We start from the raw sequence: 18,535 nt of genomic DNA, 5'->3' as shown, positions 1-18,535 counted from the left end.
CCCCGCGCCGGGCTCCTACCGTTTCGGTGCACAGGGTCCGAACGAAGGGGACGGGAATGAAGCGCAAGGCGACGGCATGGGTGCTGCCCGCGTTACTGGTGGCGCTCAGCGTGGTGGGCTCCGGGGCTCCGTCCTCGGCCCAGAACGAGGACCGGGCCGCGGCCACAACCACGGCGGTCGGACCGCAGTACGACACCACGCACGTCTACGTCACCCCCGGCGCCACGGACGCGTTCGTCGCGAGCTGGGAGGCGACCTTCGGCGGGAGCCACACGGCCAAGGTCGTCACGACGGTCACCCCGACGCCCAGCACCACCGAGTCCGAGCTGGTCTTCTCGCCGGTCGGGACCCTGTCCGTCTTCGACTTCCACACGCCCGTGCCCTATCCGTTCGGCAGCGAACGGACGGGCTGGCTCATGAGCGACTTCGACACGGGCGTCCGCCTCGCCCGCAAGAGCGGGGCCCAGGTCGTCGTCGAGCCCTTCGACGACCCCATCGGCCGGGACGCGGTCGTGCAGTTCCCGGGCGGGGTCAACGCCCAGTTGTACTGGCACACCAAGGTGCCGTCGTACGCGCCGCTGGAGACCGTGCCGGACAACCGCGTCTATCTGACAGCGGACTCGGTGGACGCGTTCCTCCGTTCCTACCTGCGCTTCACCGGCGGCCGGATCGTCGCCGACCAGCGCGCGGCGGACGGCGGTGACCTCGGCCGGCCGGGGGAGACGTACCGCCGTCTCGCCCTGCGCTCCCCGTACGGCAACACGGTCGTCAGCGTCACCGACGGCCACCTGCCCTACCCCTTCGGCCGGGAAACCACCGGCTACGCGGTGAAGGACCTGCCGGCGACGCTGCGCAGGGCCGGGGCGGCGGGCGCGAAGGTGCTGTGGGGGCCGTACGCTTCGGGAGGCCGGTCCTCCGCGATGGTGGAGTTCCCCGGTGGCTATGTGGCCGAACTGCATCAAGGAGGGGATCGCGGGTGACCGACGCGACGATGGGGGATGACGTCTACCAGCCGGACGGGTCGGAGGTGCAGGACGACGCCGGCCTGCTGGACGCGTCCGACACCCTGGACTACCGGAGCGGCGAAGAGGCCCTGGACGAGGGCTATTCGCCCCCGGAGCGCCCCTGGGGCGTGGAGCACACCGGTGTCACGGCGGCGGAACGGTGGCGGGGGGAGAGCCTGGACGAGCGCCTCGCCGAGGAGGTGCCGGACATCGGCGTCCCCGAGGGCGACGGCATCGGCGACACCTGGGGCACGGACGGAGAGCTCGTCGACGACGAGGTCGGCGACGAGCGCGCCGGACGGCTCGTCGCGCCCGACGAGGGCAGCCACGAGAACACCGAGTCCGACCTGTTCGCCTCCGACCGCGGCCTGGACGGCGCCGGGTCCTCGGCGGAGGAGGCCGCGATGCACGTGATCCCCGACTCCGAGAGCTACTGACGCCCACCGCGGGCCCGACACGGAGGACCACCCGATGAGCAGCGCGGAACCAGGGCAGGACACCGGCCACCACCACCTGCGGCACCTCCGGGAACGGATGGCGGAGCATCACCGCCGTGCCCAGGCCGAGCGGGAGGAGTCCGCGCTGGAGGACGTGATCGACGGGGCGGCCTTCGACCTCGCCGCCGACATCGCCCGTCCCACCGCCGGCGGGCCGGAGCCCGGCTACGACGTCGACACGGACCTCGGCGTCGACCGGCGGTAGCGGCACCCCGCGCTCCGTGCGTGGACACCGCCGGCCGGCCCCGCTCCGGGGCCGGCCGGTCTCATCTGAGGGCTCCGCCGGTGATCCCGGCGGCCAGGTGACGCTGGGCGGCGACGAGCAGCGCCGCCGCCGGGACGGACGCCAGGACGGCGGTGGCCATGACGGCGTTCCACTGGTTCGTGTGGGCGCCGAGGTACTCGTAGACGCCGACGGTGACCGGCCGCACCGAGTCCGTGGTGTTCAGGGTGAGCGCGAAGAGGAAGTCGCTCCAGGCGAACAGGAAGCTGAAGAGGCCGGCGGTGATCAGCGCGTTGCGGCTCAGCGGGAGCACCACGGACCACAGCACGCGGAGCCGTCCGGCACCGTCCACGCGGGCGGCGTCGATGATCTCCCCGGGGATGCTCCGCATGAACGCGCGCAGGACGAGGACCGCGAAGGGCACGCCCGTGGTCGAGTCGGCGAGGATCAGCCCGCCGTAGGAGTTCAGCAGTCCCAGGTCGGTGTAGGCGCCGTACAGGGCGTTGGCCACGACGATGCCCGGCACCGTCTGGGTGACCAGGATGCCGAACAGCACGGCCGTGGCGCCCCGCAGGCGGAGCCGGGCGAGCGCGTAGGCCGCCGGTACCGCGAGGCCGAGGGTCAGCACCACGGTGCCGAGCGCCACGACGAGGCTGGTGACCAGGTTGCGTCCCTGGTCGCGCAGGGCGGTGGCGTAGCCGCCGAAGTCGGGGTGACGGGGGAACCAGCCCGCCGTGAGCATGGTGCCCGCCGGTTGCAGGGAGGCGTTCACCATCCAGTACACCGGGAAGAGCATCACCCCGAGCAGGAGGACGCCCACGAGGGTGGACAGGGAGCCGCGTGCGGGTCCGTGCTTCACCGCGGGGCCCCTCAGCTGTTCCGGGCGCGCCGGTCGGCGCGCAGGTGGACGAGGGCGAAGGCGAGCGAGACGAGGACGAGCACGTTGCCCGTCGCGGCGCCGCGCCCGAACTCGAACTGCTGGAAGGACAGCTGGTACGACCGGGTGGCCAGGGTCTGCGTCGCGTCGGCGGGTCCGCCGCCCGTCACCACGAGGATGATGTCGAGCACCTTCACCGTGTAGACGACGCCCAGCACCAGCACCACGCCGGCCACGGGCCGCAGCAGCGGCCAGGTGACATGCCGGAACGACGCCAGCCGGCCGGCGCCGTCCAGCTTCGCCGCCTCGTACAGGTGCGCCGGGATGTCCTGGAGCCCGCCGTACAGGATCGCGGTGTTGAAGGGGATGCCCACCCAGACGTTCACCAGGATCACCGACACGAGCGCCTCGGAGGTGCCGGTCAGCCAGGGGATGCCCGAGGACAGCAGGTGGAGGTCGCGCAGCGCCTGGTTGACGACCCCGCTGTCCGTGTCGAGCATCCACCTCCACGTCGTCCCGGAGACGACCAGGGGCAGCAGCCACGGCAGCAGCAGGAGCGACCGCAGCAGGCCGCCGAGCGGGAACCTCCGGTGGAAGAACAGGGCGAGGGCCAGCCCGAGCACGAACTGCCCGGCGAGCGAACCGGCGGTGAACAGGACCGTGGTGAGCAGGGCCCGCCAGAACGCGTCCGCGGACAGGGCGGTCGTGTAGTTCCGCAGACCCACGAAGGGCGCGGCACCGGTGTAGAACGTCGTCACCGAGTACTCCTGGAAGCTCATCACGACGTTCTTGACGACGGGGTAACCGAAGAACAGCGACAGGTGGGCCAGGGCGGGCAGCAGGAACAGCCACCGGGAGACCCGCGCCCGCAGCCGGGCCCGGGCCGCCCCGTCAGGAGCCGGTCGCGATCCGCTGCGCATGCCTGAGCGCTTCCTCGGGGGTCTGCTCGCCCGTCAGCGCGGCCTGCACGGCGGTGTAGATCCCGGTCGCCGCTCGCGGCCACTTCACGCCGAGCTCGCCGGTACGGGCCCGGGCTCCCTGCACGCTCTTGACGAAGGCGGCCATCGACGGGACCCGCTCGGCGTACCGGGACGCCACCGAGGAGCGGGAGGGCACGGTGTGGTACTGCTCGGCCAGGGCGAGCATGTTCGCGGGGTCGTTGAGGCAGGCCAGTACCCTGGCGGCCGCGCGCTGCCGGGCCTCGGAGGAGTTCCGCGGGACCGCCCACACCTCGCCGCCGAGCGGGGTGAGCAGTTGCTGGCCGAGCCGGCGGACGGGCAGGGGTGCCACGCCCCAGTGCAGGTTCTCCGTCCTGTCCATCGCGGAGATCCGCCAGGGGCCGTTGACCATCATGGCCGTCCGGCCGGCGACGAACTGGTCGTGGACGTCGGCCTGGGTCCAGTTCAGCACCGACTTCGACATGGACCCGCTCCTGACCAGGTCCACCCAGAGCTGGAGGGCCTGGGCGGCCTGCGGGCTGTCCAGCCGTTTCTCGTCCCCGCCGTTGGACCACAGGAAGGGCAGGAACTGCCAGGTGCCCTCGAAGGTGGCGTTGGCGTCCACGGCCATGCCGTAGCGGCCCGGCCGGGTCAGCCGGGCCGCGGCCGTCCTCAGCTCGTCCCAGGTCTTCGGCACGGCGACACCGGCCTCGGCGAGCATGTCCTTGTTGTAGAAGAGGGCGACCGTGCTGACCGTGGGCGCGAGCCCGTACACCTTCCCCCGGTAGGTGCCCGCCGACCGGATGCCCTCGGCGTAGCCGTCGGCGTCGATGCCGTACCGGTCGAGCGGGGTCAGCGCTCCGGTCCGCGCTATCTGCTGAAGGTCGGGGTTGTCGAGCATCAGCAGGTCGGGCAGGGTCCGCGACGACGCCTGCCGCAGCACCTGCGGGACCAGGGAGGCCCCCGGCACGCTCCTGTGCTCGACGGTGACACCGGCGGCCTTGCCGCAGGCGGAGAGCCGCTCACCCCACTGGGCGTGCTCGGTGGCATCGGTGTAGTAGTCGAGGGCGGTGATGGAGGTCACCTTGCCGCCGGCCGATCCGGAGCCGGTTCCCCCGCCGCACCCGGCGGCGGCCAGTACCAGGGCGACGGTTCCGAAGAGGGCGGTGATCCGCCGCGCCGACGGTCTGACCGCTGTGTTCATGGGGTGGTGCCTTCCGAGCGCTGCTGGTACCGGGCTTCCCGAGTCCGGATGAGTGCGTCCATACCGGCATGTTCCAGCCCGAGCAGGGATGGTACCGGAAGCAGACAATCGGAAGATCAGCAGATTTCGTCCGTCAGTACAGGGCTCCGTGGTCAGCGCTCTGGCCCGCGGCTTCCCGGATCATCGCCGCCACCGCGTCCGGCCGTGACAGGACGACGGCGTGCGAACCGTCCACGACGTGTTCGGTGGCCGCCATGCGCTGGGCCATGAAGCGCTGGGCGGTCGGGCTGAGCATCCGGTCGGCGGCGGCGATGGCGTACCAGGACCGCTTGCGGGCCCACGCGGGCGGTCCCGACCTCGCGGTCAGCGCACCCCGCGCGATCGGGCGCTGCGTCACGGACAGCACGCTGCCGACCCCGGGCGCCAGGTCGGCCGCGTACACGTCGAGGAAGCGTTCGCGGCGGAGGTACAGCTCGCTGTCCGGGCCGGCGGGAGACTTGGCGGGAAGCCGGCGGGCGACGGTCGGATCCGGCCCCGGCATGGGGGAGAAGCGGTGTGTGACGTCCAGCAGCGACTCCCCGGCGTCCAGCCCGAAACCCGCGACGTAGCACAGCGCCACGACGTCGTCGGTGTCGGCCGCGGTGATGACCGCGCCCCCGTAGCCGTGCCCGGCCAGCACGACCGGGGCGCCGATCTGGCCCACCACGCTCCTGAGGTAGGCGGCGTCGTGCGCGAGGCCGCGCAGCGGGTTCGCCGGCGCGTACACCGTCAGCCCGGAGGCGTGCAGACGACGGACGACCCCCGACCAGGACGAGGCGTCGGTGAACGCACCGTGCACGAGCACGACGGTCGGCGGTAAAGGCGTGCGTCCGGGCACCTCGGTGACCTCCGGTGGGGGGTGGAGGCGTCCAGCCAAGCCCATCCGGGTCGCGTCGGCATCGCGCGAACGTACCAGGAACCGCTCACTCGTCGGGCAAGGCCATGACCAGGTTGGCCAGCTGCACCCGGGAATTGACCGACAGCTTGCGGAAGGCGGACGTCAGGTGCGTGTTGACGGTGTGCGGGGAGACGACGAGCAACTCCGCGGCCGCGCGGTTGCTGTGCCCCTCGGCGATCAGCCGCGCGACCTTCTTCTCCGAGGCGGTCAGGGCCTGCCAGCCCTGGACGGGACGCTGCCCGTCCCCCGTACGCCGTCCGCCGGCCCCCGCACGCCGCAGATCGCGCTGGACGTGGGCCGCCACGGCGTGCGCTCCCGCCGCGGTGAACGCGTCCTGGGCCCCGGTCAGGGCCGCCACCGCCTCGTCCCGCCGGCCCGCCGCCAGGAGCGCCCGTCCGAAGTCGGCGGAGGCCGCGGCCCGGACCAGCGGGCGAGGGCTCTCCCCGAGCAGGGCGACGGAACGTTCCAGCAGAGGCAGATCGTCGGACACCAGCCCTCGGGCGCGCGCCGCGAGACCCGTGGCGGTGGGCACCGTCGGATTGCGCGCGGCATGGGCCTCGGCCTGCCCGGCCAGGTCCTCGGCGAGCGCCCGGTCCGCGCCGCGCAGGGCCACGCGGATCGCGGTGCCGACCCACGTGCGCAACAGCCGCCAGCGCAGGAAGGGCCCCTCCCGCTGCACCTGCCGGACCCGGTCGACGGCGCGTCCGGCGTCCCCGTCGGCCTCCGCGTGGACCGCTTCCAGGAAGCGCACCGCGGCCGTGTTGCCCGGGTTCGGCTTGACCGCCAGCCGCTTCCGCGCCTCGGCCAGGTGCTGCCGCGCGGCCTCCCGGTCACCGCGCAGCAGGGCGATCCGGGAGCGGATCACCCGGCCGTTCACCTGCTGGACGTGCGCCTGGACCTCCTCCTCGAGGCGCTCCATCGTCACGAAGTCGGCCTCCGCGTCGTCCAGCCGGCCCAGCTCCAGATGCTGCTGTCCCTGTGCCCACAGCAGCATCGCCTCACGTATCCCGCCCGATTCGTCCGCCGCCCTCGCCAGCAGCCGCCCGCTGGTGACGAAGTCGTCCATGTGCTGGTACGCGACGATCTCCTCGGGGAAGAAGGCGGGGTCGACGGCGCTGAGCGCGGTGAAGCGTTCCAGCGCGAGGGCGTTCTCCCCCGCGTTGAGCGCGGTCTCCCCGAGCGCGAACAGGGCCTGGACATGGGCCTCCCGGTCACCCGTCGCCACGGCGGCACGCAGCGCCTCCTCGCCGGCCTCCCGCGCCGGTGCCAGGTCCTGCGCCCGGGACAGCGCCAGCGCGCGCAGACCGGCCAGCCGCGCCTCCACCTCCGGGGCCGCGCCGCCGACCGCGAGGGCCGCCTCGGTGCGGCGGCGCAGCTCGTCGGCGAGGTCAAGGTTCCACAGCGTGCCGCCGAGGGCGGCGTGGAGCCGGCCGAACGTCTCCATGGGCGGCCGGTACGCCAGGAGCCGGTCCCCGGTCGCGAGCGCCTCACGGTTCCGGCCGGCCCGGGTCAGGGACACGATCGCCTGCTCACCCACGGCGAACCACAGCGGCCGTGCCGGCGGCACCAGGTCCAGGGCGCGCTGGAGCAGGTCGGCCGCGAGGCCCGGCGTGACCGGCAGCACGTCGGCGGCGGCACGCCTGAGCAGCGCGACCGCCTCCTCGTCTCCCGGCTGGGCGCCCCTGAGGATGTGCGACACCACGTCGATCGGCTGGTGGCCCGCGGCGACGAGCCGCCCCGCGGCCTCCCGGTGCAGCACCTTCCGGACGGAGGGCGGGACGTCCACGTAGACCGCCTGGCGCAGCAGGTCGTGCCGGAAGACGAGCCGGTCGCCGTCGTCGTCCAGAAGCCCCGCGCGCACGGCCTCCTCCAGCGCCGGGAGCAGCGCGACCGACGGCCGGCCACAGAGCGCGGCGGCGTCCTGGAAGCCGAAACGGCGGCCCAGGACCGCTCCCATCTGCAGGAAGCGCAGCGTGTCCGGGTGCAGCGAGCCGAGCCTGCCGCGGACGCCCACCACCAGCCCCGGGGGCACGGGTTCATCCGAGACGTCGGAGGTCCGCAGCCCCGCGAGCATCTCGACGGCCAGGAACGGGTTCCCGCCCGCCCCGGCGAGCAGCTCGCGCACCCGCTCGCCGACGGCCGCCCCCAGGGTGTCATCGGCCAGCTGGCCGATGGCCGCGCCGGACAGCGGACCCAGGGACAGGGTGCGCACCGGGAGCTCGTCCGCCACGGCCGCGGCGATCTCCTGCGCCGGTCCGCCCACGCCCTGCCGTTCGGCCAGCAGCCACAGCACGGGGGAGGTGCGCAGCCGGCCGGGCAACTGCTTCAGGGCGAACCGGCTCAGCGGGTCGGCCCACTGCACGTCGTCCAGGGCGATCAGCAGCGGCGTGCCGCCGGCCCGCTCCTCGATCGCCTCCGCGAGCCGCTCCACCAGCCAGATCCGCTGGTCGTGCCGGCGGGTGAGGTCGATCAGCGCCTCGCCGGACAGCAGCGGCCGGTCGCCGTGCAGGACGCAGGTCGCCAACGACGACAGCGGTACGAGGTGGTGCAGCTCGTCGGCCTTGCCGAGACCGACGCAGAACCCCGCCGCCCGCGCACGGGTGACGGCTTCGGTCAGGAGCGTGGTCTTGCCGATGCCCGGTTCGCCGCGGAGCACGGCGAGCGCGCCGCCGCCGGTGCGGCCCACCGAGTCGATCAGTGCCCGCAGCACGTCCAGTTCGGCCTCCCGGCCACGCAGCCCGCTGCGCGACAGCGGTCCGCCTGACCCCGCCACCTGAGCCCTCCCCGTCCGCACGCGCCGGTCGGGCCGGCGCCCCAGGGCCCTACTATGGCAAAAACGGCAGCTCAGCGCATTGTGGGAAGGCGACGACGCGTGACCCCGCTCACTGCTGGGCTCATCCGGCCGGCTCAGGCCGGCACGGCCGGTGCGACCGGCAGCGAAGCGGGGTGTACGGGCGTCCCGCCCCGGAGCGACGCGGCCCGCGGACGCAGGGCGGAGTCGCGCCACGCGGCGGGGGAGGTCCCGTAGGCGGCCCGGAACACCCGGCTGAAGTGGGAGGCGCTGGTGAAGCCCCAGCGGTGCGCCACCGCGGCGACGGTCAGGTGCGCCGTGTCCCGGCGGGCCAGGTCGCGACGGCAGTGCTCCAGCCGGCGCTGCTGGATCCACCGGCTGACGGTGATGTCCTCCAGCTCGAACAGCTTGTGCAGGTAGCGCACGGAGATGTGGTGGGCCCGCGCGATGGAGTCCGGCGACAGCTCCGGGTGCGCGAGGTGCCGGTCGATGTACGCCCGGATCCGGACCAGCGACGTCCGCGCGCCGCTCGCCGAGTCCTCGGCTCCCCTGCCGAGCCGCTCCTCGGCCAGGGTCTGCACCAGGTCCACCACATTGCGGGCGATCAGCTCGCCCGTCCGCTGCGGATAGCTCGCCGCGCTGTCCACGAGCCGGGACAGGAGCGGGGTCAGCAGGCCGCCGACCGCCGATTCGGAGCCGAGCGGGGCCGCCGTGATCTGCCGCAGGTCCGGCTCGCTCAGGCCCAGCACCTCCCGGGGCAGCACCAGGGACTTCGTCCGGAAGCGCTCGGGGAGGGTCAGCCGGACGGGCCGCGCCATGTCGTAGACGAAGAGCTGCCCCGGACGCACGTGGGCCTCACGGTCGTCCTGTTCGATGCGGGCGGCGCCTCCGCAGAGCAGCTTCACCACGACGTAGTCGTCGTTGTCGCTGCCCGCGATGAGCCGCCGGGTGCGGTGCGCCCGCAGCGGATCGCCGTCCACCGTGACGGTCTGCACCGCGCCCAGTGCCGCCGTACGGATCGTGCCGCGGTCGACCTCGTCGGGAACGCCCATGTCCACGGCGCCGAACGTCTGGGACAGGGCCTCGCGCCAGTACGCCCGCCGCCGGTGGGCGGGAACCGTCTTCGTGGTGTAGAGGGTGCCCGAGGTCCCTGGGTCCGGTGTCGAGGGATCCGACGACATGATCTCCGCCCTTCGGCCGTTGCGCTTTCGAAAACGCAGCGTGTCAGGGTGGCCGGATGACCACATCGCGTGAACGCGTGAGATCAGGAGTACGGGACGACGAGCCGTTCTCGGGCCGGCCCGTTCAGCGGGCCCCCGTCCAGGCGCGGCGTGCCCAGTCCGCGAAGGAGGTCCAGCGGACCTCGGGGTGGGCGGCGTGCAGGGCAGGGATGTCGACGCGGTAGCCGGGTCCGTTCAGGAAGGCCCACATGGCGTGCATGTCGGGATTGCCGATCGCCTCCAGCGGGACGCGTTCGTGCCGGACCTCCCGCCCGAGCGCCGCGCCGAGCGCGGCCGCCATCTGGGCGGGGGTGGGCGCGTCGCCGGCCAGCTCGATGCGCCGCCCGGTGTAGGGGGCGGGGTCGAGCAGCACCTGGGCCGCGAACGCGCCGAGGTCCGGACGGGCGAGCTGCTGCAGCGGCCGGTCGGGCGGCAGCGGAAGATCGAGGACGCCGTCCAGGATGCGCTCCGCTCCGCCCAGCGCGTTGTCGAAGAAGTAGGTCGGCCCCAGGATCGTGTACGGCACGTCGCCGGCGGCCAGCTCCGCCTCGATGCGGGCCTTGCTCTCGAAGTGCGGCACCCCGCTGTCCTGGTCGGCCCCCGCCACGGAGCTGAACACGAGATGGGCAACGCGTGCGTCCGTCGCGGCGGCGAGGATGGCCCGCCCCTGCTCCACCTCCGCGTCGACCCCGGCCTCGAAGGGGGTGGTGAAGGCGAAGACGCCCGCCACCCCCCTCATCGCGGAGGCCAGCGACGCCCGGTCGCTCAGCGATCCCGCCACCACCTCGACGCCCCGCTCGGCCAGTTCCCGGGCGGAGCCGCGGCCCGGGTCACGGACCAGCGCGCGGACCCGCGCCCGGCGGCCCAGCAGCGCGTCGGTCACCGCGCCGCCCTGTCCTCCGGTCGCCGCGAGCACCAGAACCGGTTGGTCGTTCATCGGGGATCTCCCTCTCTCGTACGTGGTGATGGGCGTCGGCCGGAGCGCGCCGCCCCGGCCACCTTCCACCCCGGCCCGCCGTAGCCGGCGTCACGGCGCGCGGGTGACGTGGACCGTCCCCGGGGCGGACGACCTCGGCCGGTGCCCGGTCCGTGGCGGCCGGGGGTGCCGCCCGGCACGGACGGCGGCCATCAGGGTCACCGGCCGGCCGGGTGCCGCGGCCACGGCGGCGAACGGCCGCCTGCCTGCCCGGGACGTCGGCCGCGCCCGTGGTGTGTCCGCCCTCCCGCCGGGTCCGGTGCGGCCGGTGCCGGGCACGACCACCGCCGTTGCCGTGGCTGCCGTGCGCAGCGTCGGCTGGTACGGCGGGTCCGGACCGGGACGGCGATCGAGCGCTTCGCGTCGTGGAAGTGGGTGGGTGTTCGGTTGGCGGGGATGGACGCCAGCGGGGCCGAGCGCGGGGCGGGCCGGCTGTGGTGGCCGGGGCCGGCAGGCGGCGCCGCCCGTGGTGCTCTTGCCGCCCTGCCGAAGCCGCCGTGAGCGGCGATCGCCCGGTACGGCGGGTCCGACCCGGGATGGGCCATCGAGCTTCCGTTCCCGTGCCGGAACGGGTCTGCTCCGTCGGCGGGGATGGACGCCGCCGGGGCCGAGCGCGTTCGCAGGGCGGGTTCGCTGTGGTGGCCGGGCCAGCAGGAGGCGCCGCCCGTGGTGCTCTTGCCGCCCTGCCGAAGCCGCCGTGAGCGGCGATCGCCCGGTACGGCGGGTCCGGCCCGGGATGGGCCATCGAGCTTCCGTTCCCGTGCCGGAACGGGTCTGCTCCGTCGGCGGGGATGGACGCCGGCGCGGACGAGCGCGTTCGCAGGGCGGGTTCGCTGTGGTGGCCGGGGCCGGCAGGCGGTTCCGCCCCCCCCGGAGCCTCCGCCCCCCGCCGGGGCCGGTGTGCCCGGCACCGGGCGCGCGATTCTGGCGGACGGCCGTCGCGAGCGACGCCCCGCCGGGTCGCGGTGCCCGGCGGTGGTGTGCTTCTGCCGGCGCAGTCCGCGCGGCGTGGCGGCGGGGCGGGCGGGGTCGCAGTCGGACGCGCCGCCCGTTCCGCCGTGGGTGGTCTCCGCCGGGCTCAGGAGCGGACGAGCGGGGTGTCCACCAGGTGCTCGGCCAGGAACCAGGCCTGCAGTTCGCCGGTGCGGATGATCTGGGACACCAGCAGGTCGTTGGTGCCGTCGTCACCCAGCTCGGCGGTGCGGGCGGCGGCGTCGTGGGCCTCGGTCAGGATGGTCTCGTGGGCCTCCAGGAGCCGCGAGAGCATCGCCGGGACCTCCTCCACACCGTCCGGCGGGCGCGGGATCGACGTGATCTCGGCGACGTGCCGGGGGTCGCCCACCGCGACGCCGCCCAGGGTCTGGACGCGCTCGGCGAGGGTGTCGACCAGTTCCAGCTGCTCGCCGGCGTGCTTGTCCAGCAGCAGGTGCAGCTGGTAGAAGGTCGCGCCCCGCATGATCCAGTGGTGCTTCTTGTAGAGGCCGTAGAGGATCTGGGTGTCGGCCAGCACCTTGTTCAGGCGCTGGCAGGAGTACATGCGCGCCTCGTAGGACAGGGCGATGGGGAACTGCTTGACGGTTCCGAACTCCTGGATGACCGCGCCCTTCTGGTGCAGCCAGGGCTGGCTGCTCGGGGGCTGGGTACCGGTGGTCATGACGTGCCTCCTGCGGATGGCGTGCTTGCGTACGAGGTCGACGCTAGGTGCCGTGGCGGCAGGCGCGTTGCCCGGGAGCGCACGCGTTGGTGCTCGTCAGCGCACCGCGCGGAACCCGCGGCACGTCCGGAGGGTCACTCGCTGCCGGCCGTGAGCTGTTCCACGACACGGTCGAGGTCGATGTGGCGGTGCTCGGTGCCGGGCGGCACCAGTACCTCGGTGCGGTGCAGGAAGGCCGTGACGGAGGCGCTCGCCAGCTCCAGGAGCGCCGATCCGGCGCGCGTCCGGAGCAGGACGCGGATCGAGCCCGGCCGGCCCTGGTGCCGCGGGTAGACCACCACGTCCCCGGCCCCGGCGGGCCGGCGCAGCCCCTGGGCGAGGAGCGACCGGGCGAAGACCCACTCGACGCAGAGCGCGGAGGGGGCGCCCAGGGACAGGCGGACGGCGTACGGATCCGCCGCGGAGTACCGGAGTTCGGCCGGTACCGGTATCGGCAGTTCGTCGGCCACGGTGACGTGGACGCTGGTCTTGCATACGATCGGGTCCTCGTCCGCGGCCCCGGCAGAATCGTTTCTCATGCCGTCCCCCTGTCTGCGACGGTTCGGTTCGGTGTGTCGGCCCGTGCCCTGAGGGGCCGGGGTGCTGACGACGGTACGGCGGGACCCGGGGAGTGGCTTGCCGACGAGCGCACGGGTTGTTGTCCGAAGAAGAAGCACCCCGCGCGCACCCCGCGCGCCTCCTGCGCGGACGGTCCGCGGGGCAGCCGGGACCCGGTCCGCCTGGTGCCCGGGCAGGTCCGGCCGGATGATGGTTGAATGTAAAACAATTACTGGGTGGAGAGGTGATCCCGATGAGCAATGTCGAGACGGAGCCCGCCGAAGTGCGCTGCGGCACCGAGGCGGACGGCGGGCCGCCGGCCGGGACCCCCCGGGTCGACGTGCTGACCCCGCGCGACGTCCCCCTGGGCGGCCCGCGCGCGATGACCGTACGGCGCACCCTGCCGCAGCGCGCCCGGACCCTGATCGGCGCCTGGTGCTTCGCCGACCACTACGGCCCCGACGACGTCGCCGAGACCGGCGGCATGGACGTCGCCCCGCACCCCCACACCGGGCTGCAGACGGTGAGCTGGCTCTTCAGCGGGGAGATCGAGCACCGCGACAGCCTGGGCAGCCACGCCCTGGTACGGCCCGGCGAGCTGAACCTCATGACCGGCGGGTACGGCATCAGCCACTCCGAGGTCTCCACCCCGCGCACCACCGTCCTGCACGGCGTCCAGCTCTGGGTGGCGCTGCCGGAGGAGCACCGCGCCACCGCACGGGACTTCCGCCACCACGTCCCCGAGCCCGTACGGACCGGCGGCGCCGAGATCCGGGTCTTCCTCGGCTCCCTCGCCGGCAGTACCTCCCCGGTGCCGGCCTTCACGCCCCTGCTCGGCGCCGAGATCGTCCTCGAGCCGCACGCGTCGCTCACGCTCGCCGTGGACCCCGGCTTCGAGCACGGTCTCCTGGTCGACCAGGGCGCCGTCCGCCTCGCCGACGTCCTGCTGAAGCCGGCCGAGCTGGGCTACGTGCACCCCGGGCCCGGCACGCTGACCCTGACCAACGCGTCGGACGACATCGCGCGGACGGTCCTCCTCGGCGGAACGCCTTTCGAGGAGGAGATCGTCATGTGGTGGAATTTCATCGGCCGGAGCCACGAGGATATCGTCAGGGCCCGCGAGGACTGGCAGAACTCCTCCGACCGCTTCGGCGCCGTCGAAGGATATCCGGGAGACCGTCTTCCCGCCCCCGTCCTGCCGAATGCCACCATCACCCCGCGCAGGAATCCGCCGCGTCACTGACGCCCATCCGAAAGGCATCCCATGAGCCAGCCTTCCGCCACCCCGGTCGTCGAGCGTGTGGACGCCAGGAACCGCTACGAGATACACGTCGACGGCAAGCGTGCCGGGCTGACCGCCTACCGCGACCGCGACGCGCAGCGCGTCTTCTACCACACCGAGATCGACGACGCCTTCGCCGGACAGGGCCTGGCCTCCCGGCTGGTCCAGGAGGCCCTCACCGACGTCAGGGAATCCGGGAAGCGGATCGTTCCCGTCTGCCCGTACGTGGCGAAGTTCCTCAAGCGGCACGAGGAGTTCGCCGACCTCGTCGACCCCGTGACGCCCGACGTCCTGCGGTGGCTGGAGACCGAACTGGGCTGACCGGCCGCCCCCGGCCGCCCGCCCGTCCAGGGCCGGCGGCCGGCTGTCCGTCCAGCGCACCGGCTCTGGCCCCACAGCGCACACCGCCCGTGTTCCCCTCGCCCCGCGGACGCCTCCGCGGTTAGTGTCCAGGCAGTCGAATTCCACCGGCGTGGCGTTCCCCGCGAACGCCCACGCGGCGACGGGCCGCATATCCCGCACACCTTCGCATTCGGATACGGCCGTCGCCCGGTCAATTCCCGCCACCACACGAACGAGGTGTTGTCGTGGAGCGATGGACAAGGCGCGAGGACGAACGGCTGCTCACCGGGAAAGGCCGGTACGTCGCCGATATCCGGGTGCCCGGCTGCCTGGACGCCGCATTTGTGAGAAGCAAGCTCGCCCACGGCTCGCTGCGGAGCGTGGACTGTGCCGCGGCGCGTGACGTGCCCGGTGTCGTGGGCGCCTGGTCGGCCGCGGACCTGCCGGACCTGCCACCGGTCCCGCACACCCTGCTCGCCCGGCTGTCCACGCAGGAGGCCGTCGCGGGCCGCGAGTGGCCGGCGCTCGTCAAGGACCGGGTGCGCTATCCGGGCGAGGCGCTGGCGGTGGTCCTCGGCGAGGACCGCTACCGGGCCGAGGACGGGGCGGCCGAGGTCACCGCCGTGATCGATCCGCTGCCCGCCGTGGTGACACCGTCCGCGGCGCTGGACGACTCCGTCCGCCTGTTCGACGGCCTCAGCAACACCGCCCTGCGGGGCGAGGCCGGCGCACCCGTCGACCCGGCCGTCTGGCAGGACGCCGCCGCCGTGGCCGAGGCCACCTACCGGCAGCAGCTGCTCATGCCCAGCCCCATGGAGTGCCGCACGATCCTCGCCGTGCCCGAGGGGGACCGGCTGACCGTGTGGTCGGGCCACCAGATGCCGCACCGGCTGCGCCGCGAACTCGCCGCGCTGCTCGGCTGGTCCGCCGACCGTGTCCGGGTCGTCGTACCGGACACCGGAGGCGCCTTCGGCTCCAAGAGCGCCGCCTTCCCCGAGTTCGTGGTCGTCGCCTACCTGGCCGTCACGCTCGGCCGGCCCGTGCGCTGGATCGAGGACCGCCTGGAGTCCATGCTCGTCGCCACCCGCGGCCGGGGCCAGGACCAGACAGTCCGGCTCGCCGCCGACGCCGAAGGGCGCCTGCTCGCCTACGAGTTGACGATCAACGCGGACGTCGGCGCCTATCCGCACCTCGGCGTGGGACTGCCCATGCAGACGGCCTGGATGGCGCCCGGCGCGTACACCACCCCGCACGTCCACGCGACCCTGCGCTCGGTGCTCACCAACACCATGGTGACCTACCCCTACCGCGGCGCCGGACGCCCCGAGGCCGCCATCGCCATCGAGCGCACCATGGACCTGCTCGCCCGGCGGCTCGGCATCGACCCGGTCGAGCTGCGGCGGCGCAACTTCATCCCGCCCGACGCCTTCCCGTACGACACCCCCACCGGCCGCCGCTACGACAGCGGGAACTACGCCGCCGCACTGGACCTCGCGCTGGAGACCGTCGGCTACGACAAGTGGCGCGCGGAGCAGGCCCGCCGCCGCGGCGACCCGGACGCGCTGCCGCTCGGCATCGGCGTCTCCTGCTACGTGGAGCGCTCCGGCGGCGAACCCGGCGGACTGCACGAGTTCGGCAGCCTGGAGGTCCACGAGGACGGCACCGTCACCGCCCGCTGCGGCGCCGCCCCCAGCGGCCAGGGGCACGAGACGGTGTTCCCGGCACTCGTCGCCAAGGCCCTCGGCATCCCCGAGGCGCGGGTCCGTCTGGTCGAGGGCGACACGGACGAGCAGCCCGAAGGACTCGGCTCCTTCGCCAGCCGGTCGGCACAGGTCGACGGCGCGATGTTCCAGCAGGCGGCCCGCCTCCTGGTCGAGCAGGCCCGCGAGCGGGCGGCCCGGCTGTGGGACCTGCCGGCCGACGAGGTCGCGTGGGCCGACGGCGCCGTGCACGCGACCTCCGGCGGCCCGGCCGTCCTGGGCCTGGCCGAACTGGTCGGGGCAACCGGGCCGCTGCGCGTCGAGACCCGCTACGAGGCCGGGATGGCCTTCCCGTTCGGCGCGCACGTCGCCGTGACCGAGGTGGACCCCGACCTCGGGACCGTCAACGTCCTGCGGCTGGTGGCCGTGGACGACTGCGGAGTGGTCCTCGACCCCACCGTGGTGCACGGACAGGCGTACGGATCCGCCGTGCAGGGCATCGGCCAGGCCCTCTACGAAGGCATGACGTTCGACGCGGACGGCGTACCCCACCTGGCGAACGGATTCCTGGACTACCTGCTGCCCACGTACACGGAGATCCCGCCCATCGAGATCAAGGACACCTGCACCCCCGGCCCCGGCACCCCGCTGGGCGCCAAGGGGGCGGGCGAGTCGGGCTGCATCGGCACCCCGGCCGCCATCGTCAACGCCGTGGCCGACGCCCTGCGCGTCGCCGACCCCGACCTGCTCCAGATGCCGCTCACGCCGGACAGCGTCTGGCGGGCGGCCCGCGCCCCCAAGCACGAGGAAGGTGTCCGGTGAAACCCGCGTCCTTCGACTACGCCGTCCCCCGCACGGTCGCCGAGGCCGTCCAGGCGCTCGGCGACACCGGCCGCGCGGCCCAGGTGCTCGCCGGAGGGCAGAGCCTGATCCTGGAGATGCACCTGCAACGCGTCCGGCCGCAGCTCGTCGTCGACATCAACCGCATCGCGGAACTCGACGGCATGCGCGTCGACGGTGACGAACTGCGCGTCGGCGCCCTCGTCCGGCACGCGGCCTTCGAGCGGGCCGGTGCCGTCCCCGGCCCGCTCGGCACCCTGCTGTCCCGGGCCGTCGTCAACATCGCCCACCCGCCCATCCGTTCCCGCGGCACCATGGCCGGCAGCTACGGCTGGGCCCACCCCGCCTCGGAGTGGTGCGCCATCGGCGTCGCCCTCGACGCCACCGTCGAGGTCACCGGTCCCGACGGTGCCCGCTCCATCCCCGCGCGGAACTACTTCCTCGGGCCGTACCGCACCGCGCGCCGGCCGCAGGAGCTGATCACCGCCGTACGCCTGCCGCTGCTCGGCGGGAACACCGGCGTCGGCTTCGTCGAACACCGCCGCACCCACTTCTGCTTCGCCCAGGTCGCGGTCGCGGCGGCCCTCACCGTGACCGACGGCGTGATCAGCGACGCACGCATCGGGCTGGTCAACGCCGCCGACCGCCCCCTGCGGGCCCGCGCCGCCGAACAGACGCTGATCGGCACCGGCTTCGCACCGCTCCCCGAGGGGTCCCGGCTCCCCGACGGCCATCCCTTCGCCCGCGCCGGCCGGGCCGCCGCCCAGCAGGACGCCGCACCCGTCGCCGAACCGTACGCCGACGTGGAGTACAAGCGGCAGGCCATCGCCGTCCTGGTCGGCAGGACGCTCACCGAGGCGGCGACGGACCTGCGCCCGCGTCTCGCCCCACGACAGGGAGGCCCCCGATGAAGATCACGCTCACCGTGAACGGCACCGCGCACGCCCTCGACGTCGAACCCCGCCGCCTGCTCGCCGACGTCCTCCGCGACGACCTGGGCCTCACGGGGACCCACCTGGGCTGCGAACACGGCGTCTGCGGGGCGTGCAGCGTGCTCATCGACGGCGAGGCGGTCCGCGCCTGTCTGGTGCTCGCCGTACAGTGCGACGGCCGCTCGGTCCGCACGGTCGAGGGGCTCGCCGGGCCCGACGGCGAACCCCACCCGCTGCAACGGGCGTTCTCCGCCGAGCACGCGCTCCAGTGCGGCTTCTGCACCCCGGGCTTCCTCATGGTGGCCGCCGGAGCGCTCGACGCCGACCCCGACCTCGCCGACAAGCCCGAGGCCGTCGAAGGCGTCGTCGGCTCCAACATCTGCCGGTGCACCGGCTACGAATCCATCCGGCGCGCCATCGCCCGCGCGGCCCGGGAACAGCGGGAGACCACCGCCTGACACCCGCCGGCCCCATAAGGACCGCTCCCGCGAGGCGCGGCCCAGGACCGACCGAGGAGACAC

General features: G+C 73.8%; 17 protein-coding genes. 8 read left to right on the top strand and 9 right to left on the bottom strand.

What is annotated here, in order from left to right:
• The first annotated feature begins 56 nt into the window (after positions 1-56).
• Genes LG395_RS15435 through LG395_RS15425 form a run of 3 tightly spaced genes read left to right on the top strand, consistent with a single transcriptional unit; the run spans position 57 to position 1,706 of the window.
• On the top strand, positions 57-980 hold the full coding sequence (locus LG395_RS15435; protein WP_225810102.1) for a glyoxalase: 924 nt from the start codon (positions 57-59) through the stop codon (positions 978-980).
• Positions 981-991: 11 nt separating this feature from the next.
• On the top strand, positions 992-1,441 hold the full coding sequence (locus LG395_RS15430; protein ID WP_171159490.1) for a DUF5709 domain-containing protein: 450 nt from the start codon (positions 992-994) through the stop codon (positions 1,439-1,441).
• A 34-nt stretch (positions 1,442-1,475) separates the two neighbouring features.
• The gene (locus LG395_RS15425; protein WP_225810100.1) at positions 1,476-1,706 is read left to right on the top strand and encodes a hypothetical protein; all 231 of its coding nucleotides are present in this window, start codon (positions 1,476-1,478) and stop codon (positions 1,704-1,706) included.
• A gap of 61 nt (positions 1,707-1,767) precedes the next feature.
• Here LG395_RS15425 and LG395_RS15420 read toward each other — a convergent pair whose 3' ends face one another.
• The 9 genes from LG395_RS15420 to LG395_RS15380 form a co-directional block, all read right to left on the bottom strand.
• Positions 1,768-2,583 carry a carbohydrate ABC transporter permease gene (locus LG395_RS15420; protein ID WP_225810099.1) on the bottom strand — a complete coding sequence of 272 codons (816 nt, stop codon included), beginning with the start codon at positions 2,581-2,583 and terminating at the stop codon, positions 1,768-1,770.
• Between the two features lie 11 nt (positions 2,584-2,594).
• On the bottom strand, positions 2,595-3,521 hold the full coding sequence (locus LG395_RS15415; RefSeq protein WP_225810097.1) for a carbohydrate ABC transporter permease: 927 nt from the start codon (positions 3,519-3,521) through the stop codon (positions 2,595-2,597).
• Positions 3,493-4,743 (bottom strand): ABC transporter substrate-binding protein, encoded by a 1,251-nt coding sequence (locus tag LG395_RS15410; protein WP_225810095.1) that lies wholly within the window; start codon positions 4,741-4,743, stop codon positions 3,493-3,495. Before LG395_RS15410 ends, LG395_RS15415 begins: the two co-directional genes overlap by 29 nt.
• 133 nt (positions 4,744-4,876) lie before the next feature.
• Entirely contained in the window at positions 4,877-5,581 is a 705-nt protein-coding gene (locus LG395_RS15405; protein ID WP_308071261.1) for an alpha/beta hydrolase, read from the bottom strand.
• Positions 5,582-5,705: 124 nt separating this feature from the next.
• Complete coding sequence (locus tag LG395_RS15400; RefSeq protein ID WP_225810093.1) at positions 5,706-8,453, bottom strand: ATP-binding protein; 2,748 nt, start codon at positions 8,451-8,453, stop codon at positions 5,706-5,708.
• A gap of 134 nt (positions 8,454-8,587) precedes the next feature.
• Entirely contained in the window at positions 8,588-9,652 is a 1,065-nt protein-coding gene (locus LG395_RS15395) for a helix-turn-helix domain-containing protein (RefSeq protein ID WP_225810092.1), read from the bottom strand.
• A gap of 124 nt (positions 9,653-9,776) precedes the next feature.
• Positions 9,777-10,628, bottom strand: coding sequence for an NmrA/HSCARG family protein (locus LG395_RS15390; RefSeq protein ID WP_225810090.1), 852 nt, complete (start codon positions 10,626-10,628; stop codon positions 9,777-9,779).
• A gap of 1,117 nt (positions 10,629-11,745) precedes the next feature.
• The gene (locus tag LG395_RS15385; protein WP_030640487.1) at positions 11,746-12,321 is read right to left on the bottom strand and encodes a Dps family protein; all 576 of its coding nucleotides are present in this window, start codon (positions 12,319-12,321) and stop codon (positions 11,746-11,748) included.
• 134 nt (positions 12,322-12,455) lie between these two features.
• Positions 12,456-12,899 carry an SsgA family sporulation/cell division regulator gene (locus tag LG395_RS15380; RefSeq protein ID WP_225810088.1) on the bottom strand — a complete coding sequence of 148 codons (444 nt, stop codon included), beginning with the start codon at positions 12,897-12,899 and terminating at the stop codon, positions 12,456-12,458.
• Positions 12,900-13,171: 272 nt separating this feature from the next.
• Here LG395_RS15380 and LG395_RS15375 point away from each other — a divergent pair, with 272 nt between their 5' ends.
• The 5 genes from LG395_RS15375 (at position 13,172) to LG395_RS15355 (ending at position 18,472) form a co-directional block, all read left to right on the top strand.
• Complete coding sequence (locus tag LG395_RS15375) at positions 13,172-14,161, top strand: pirin family protein (RefSeq protein ID WP_225810086.1); 990 nt, start codon at positions 13,172-13,174, stop codon at positions 14,159-14,161.
• Positions 14,162-14,182: 21 nt separating this feature from the next.
• The gene (locus LG395_RS15370; protein WP_225810084.1) at positions 14,183-14,521 is read left to right on the top strand and encodes a GNAT family N-acetyltransferase; all 339 of its coding nucleotides are present in this window, start codon (positions 14,183-14,185) and stop codon (positions 14,519-14,521) included.
• Positions 14,522-14,787: 266 nt separating this feature from the next.
• Positions 14,788-17,064: a xanthine dehydrogenase family protein molybdopterin-binding subunit gene (locus LG395_RS15365; RefSeq protein ID WP_225810083.1), complete on the top strand. Its 2,277-nt coding sequence runs from the start codon at positions 14,788-14,790 to the stop codon at positions 17,062-17,064.
• A complete protein-coding gene (locus tag LG395_RS15360) occupies positions 17,061-17,993 on the top strand; it encodes an FAD binding domain-containing protein (protein WP_225810081.1) in 933 nt (310 codons plus the stop codon). Before LG395_RS15365 ends, LG395_RS15360 begins: the two co-directional genes overlap by 4 nt.
• The gene (locus tag LG395_RS15355) at positions 17,990-18,472 is read left to right on the top strand and encodes a (2Fe-2S)-binding protein (protein WP_225810080.1); all 483 of its coding nucleotides are present in this window, start codon (positions 17,990-17,992) and stop codon (positions 18,470-18,472) included. Before LG395_RS15360 ends, LG395_RS15355 begins: the two co-directional genes overlap by 4 nt.
• Positions 18,473-18,535: the final 63 nt, after the last annotated feature.

It is taken from the genome of Streptomyces spinosus (genome assembly GCF_020400655.1).
Classification (GTDB): domain Bacteria; phylum Actinomycetota; class Actinomycetes; order Streptomycetales; family Streptomycetaceae; genus Streptomyces; species Streptomyces argyrophylli.
Note: the sequence above shows the minus strand (reverse complement) of the source record. Positions and strands in the feature narration are given on the sequence as shown.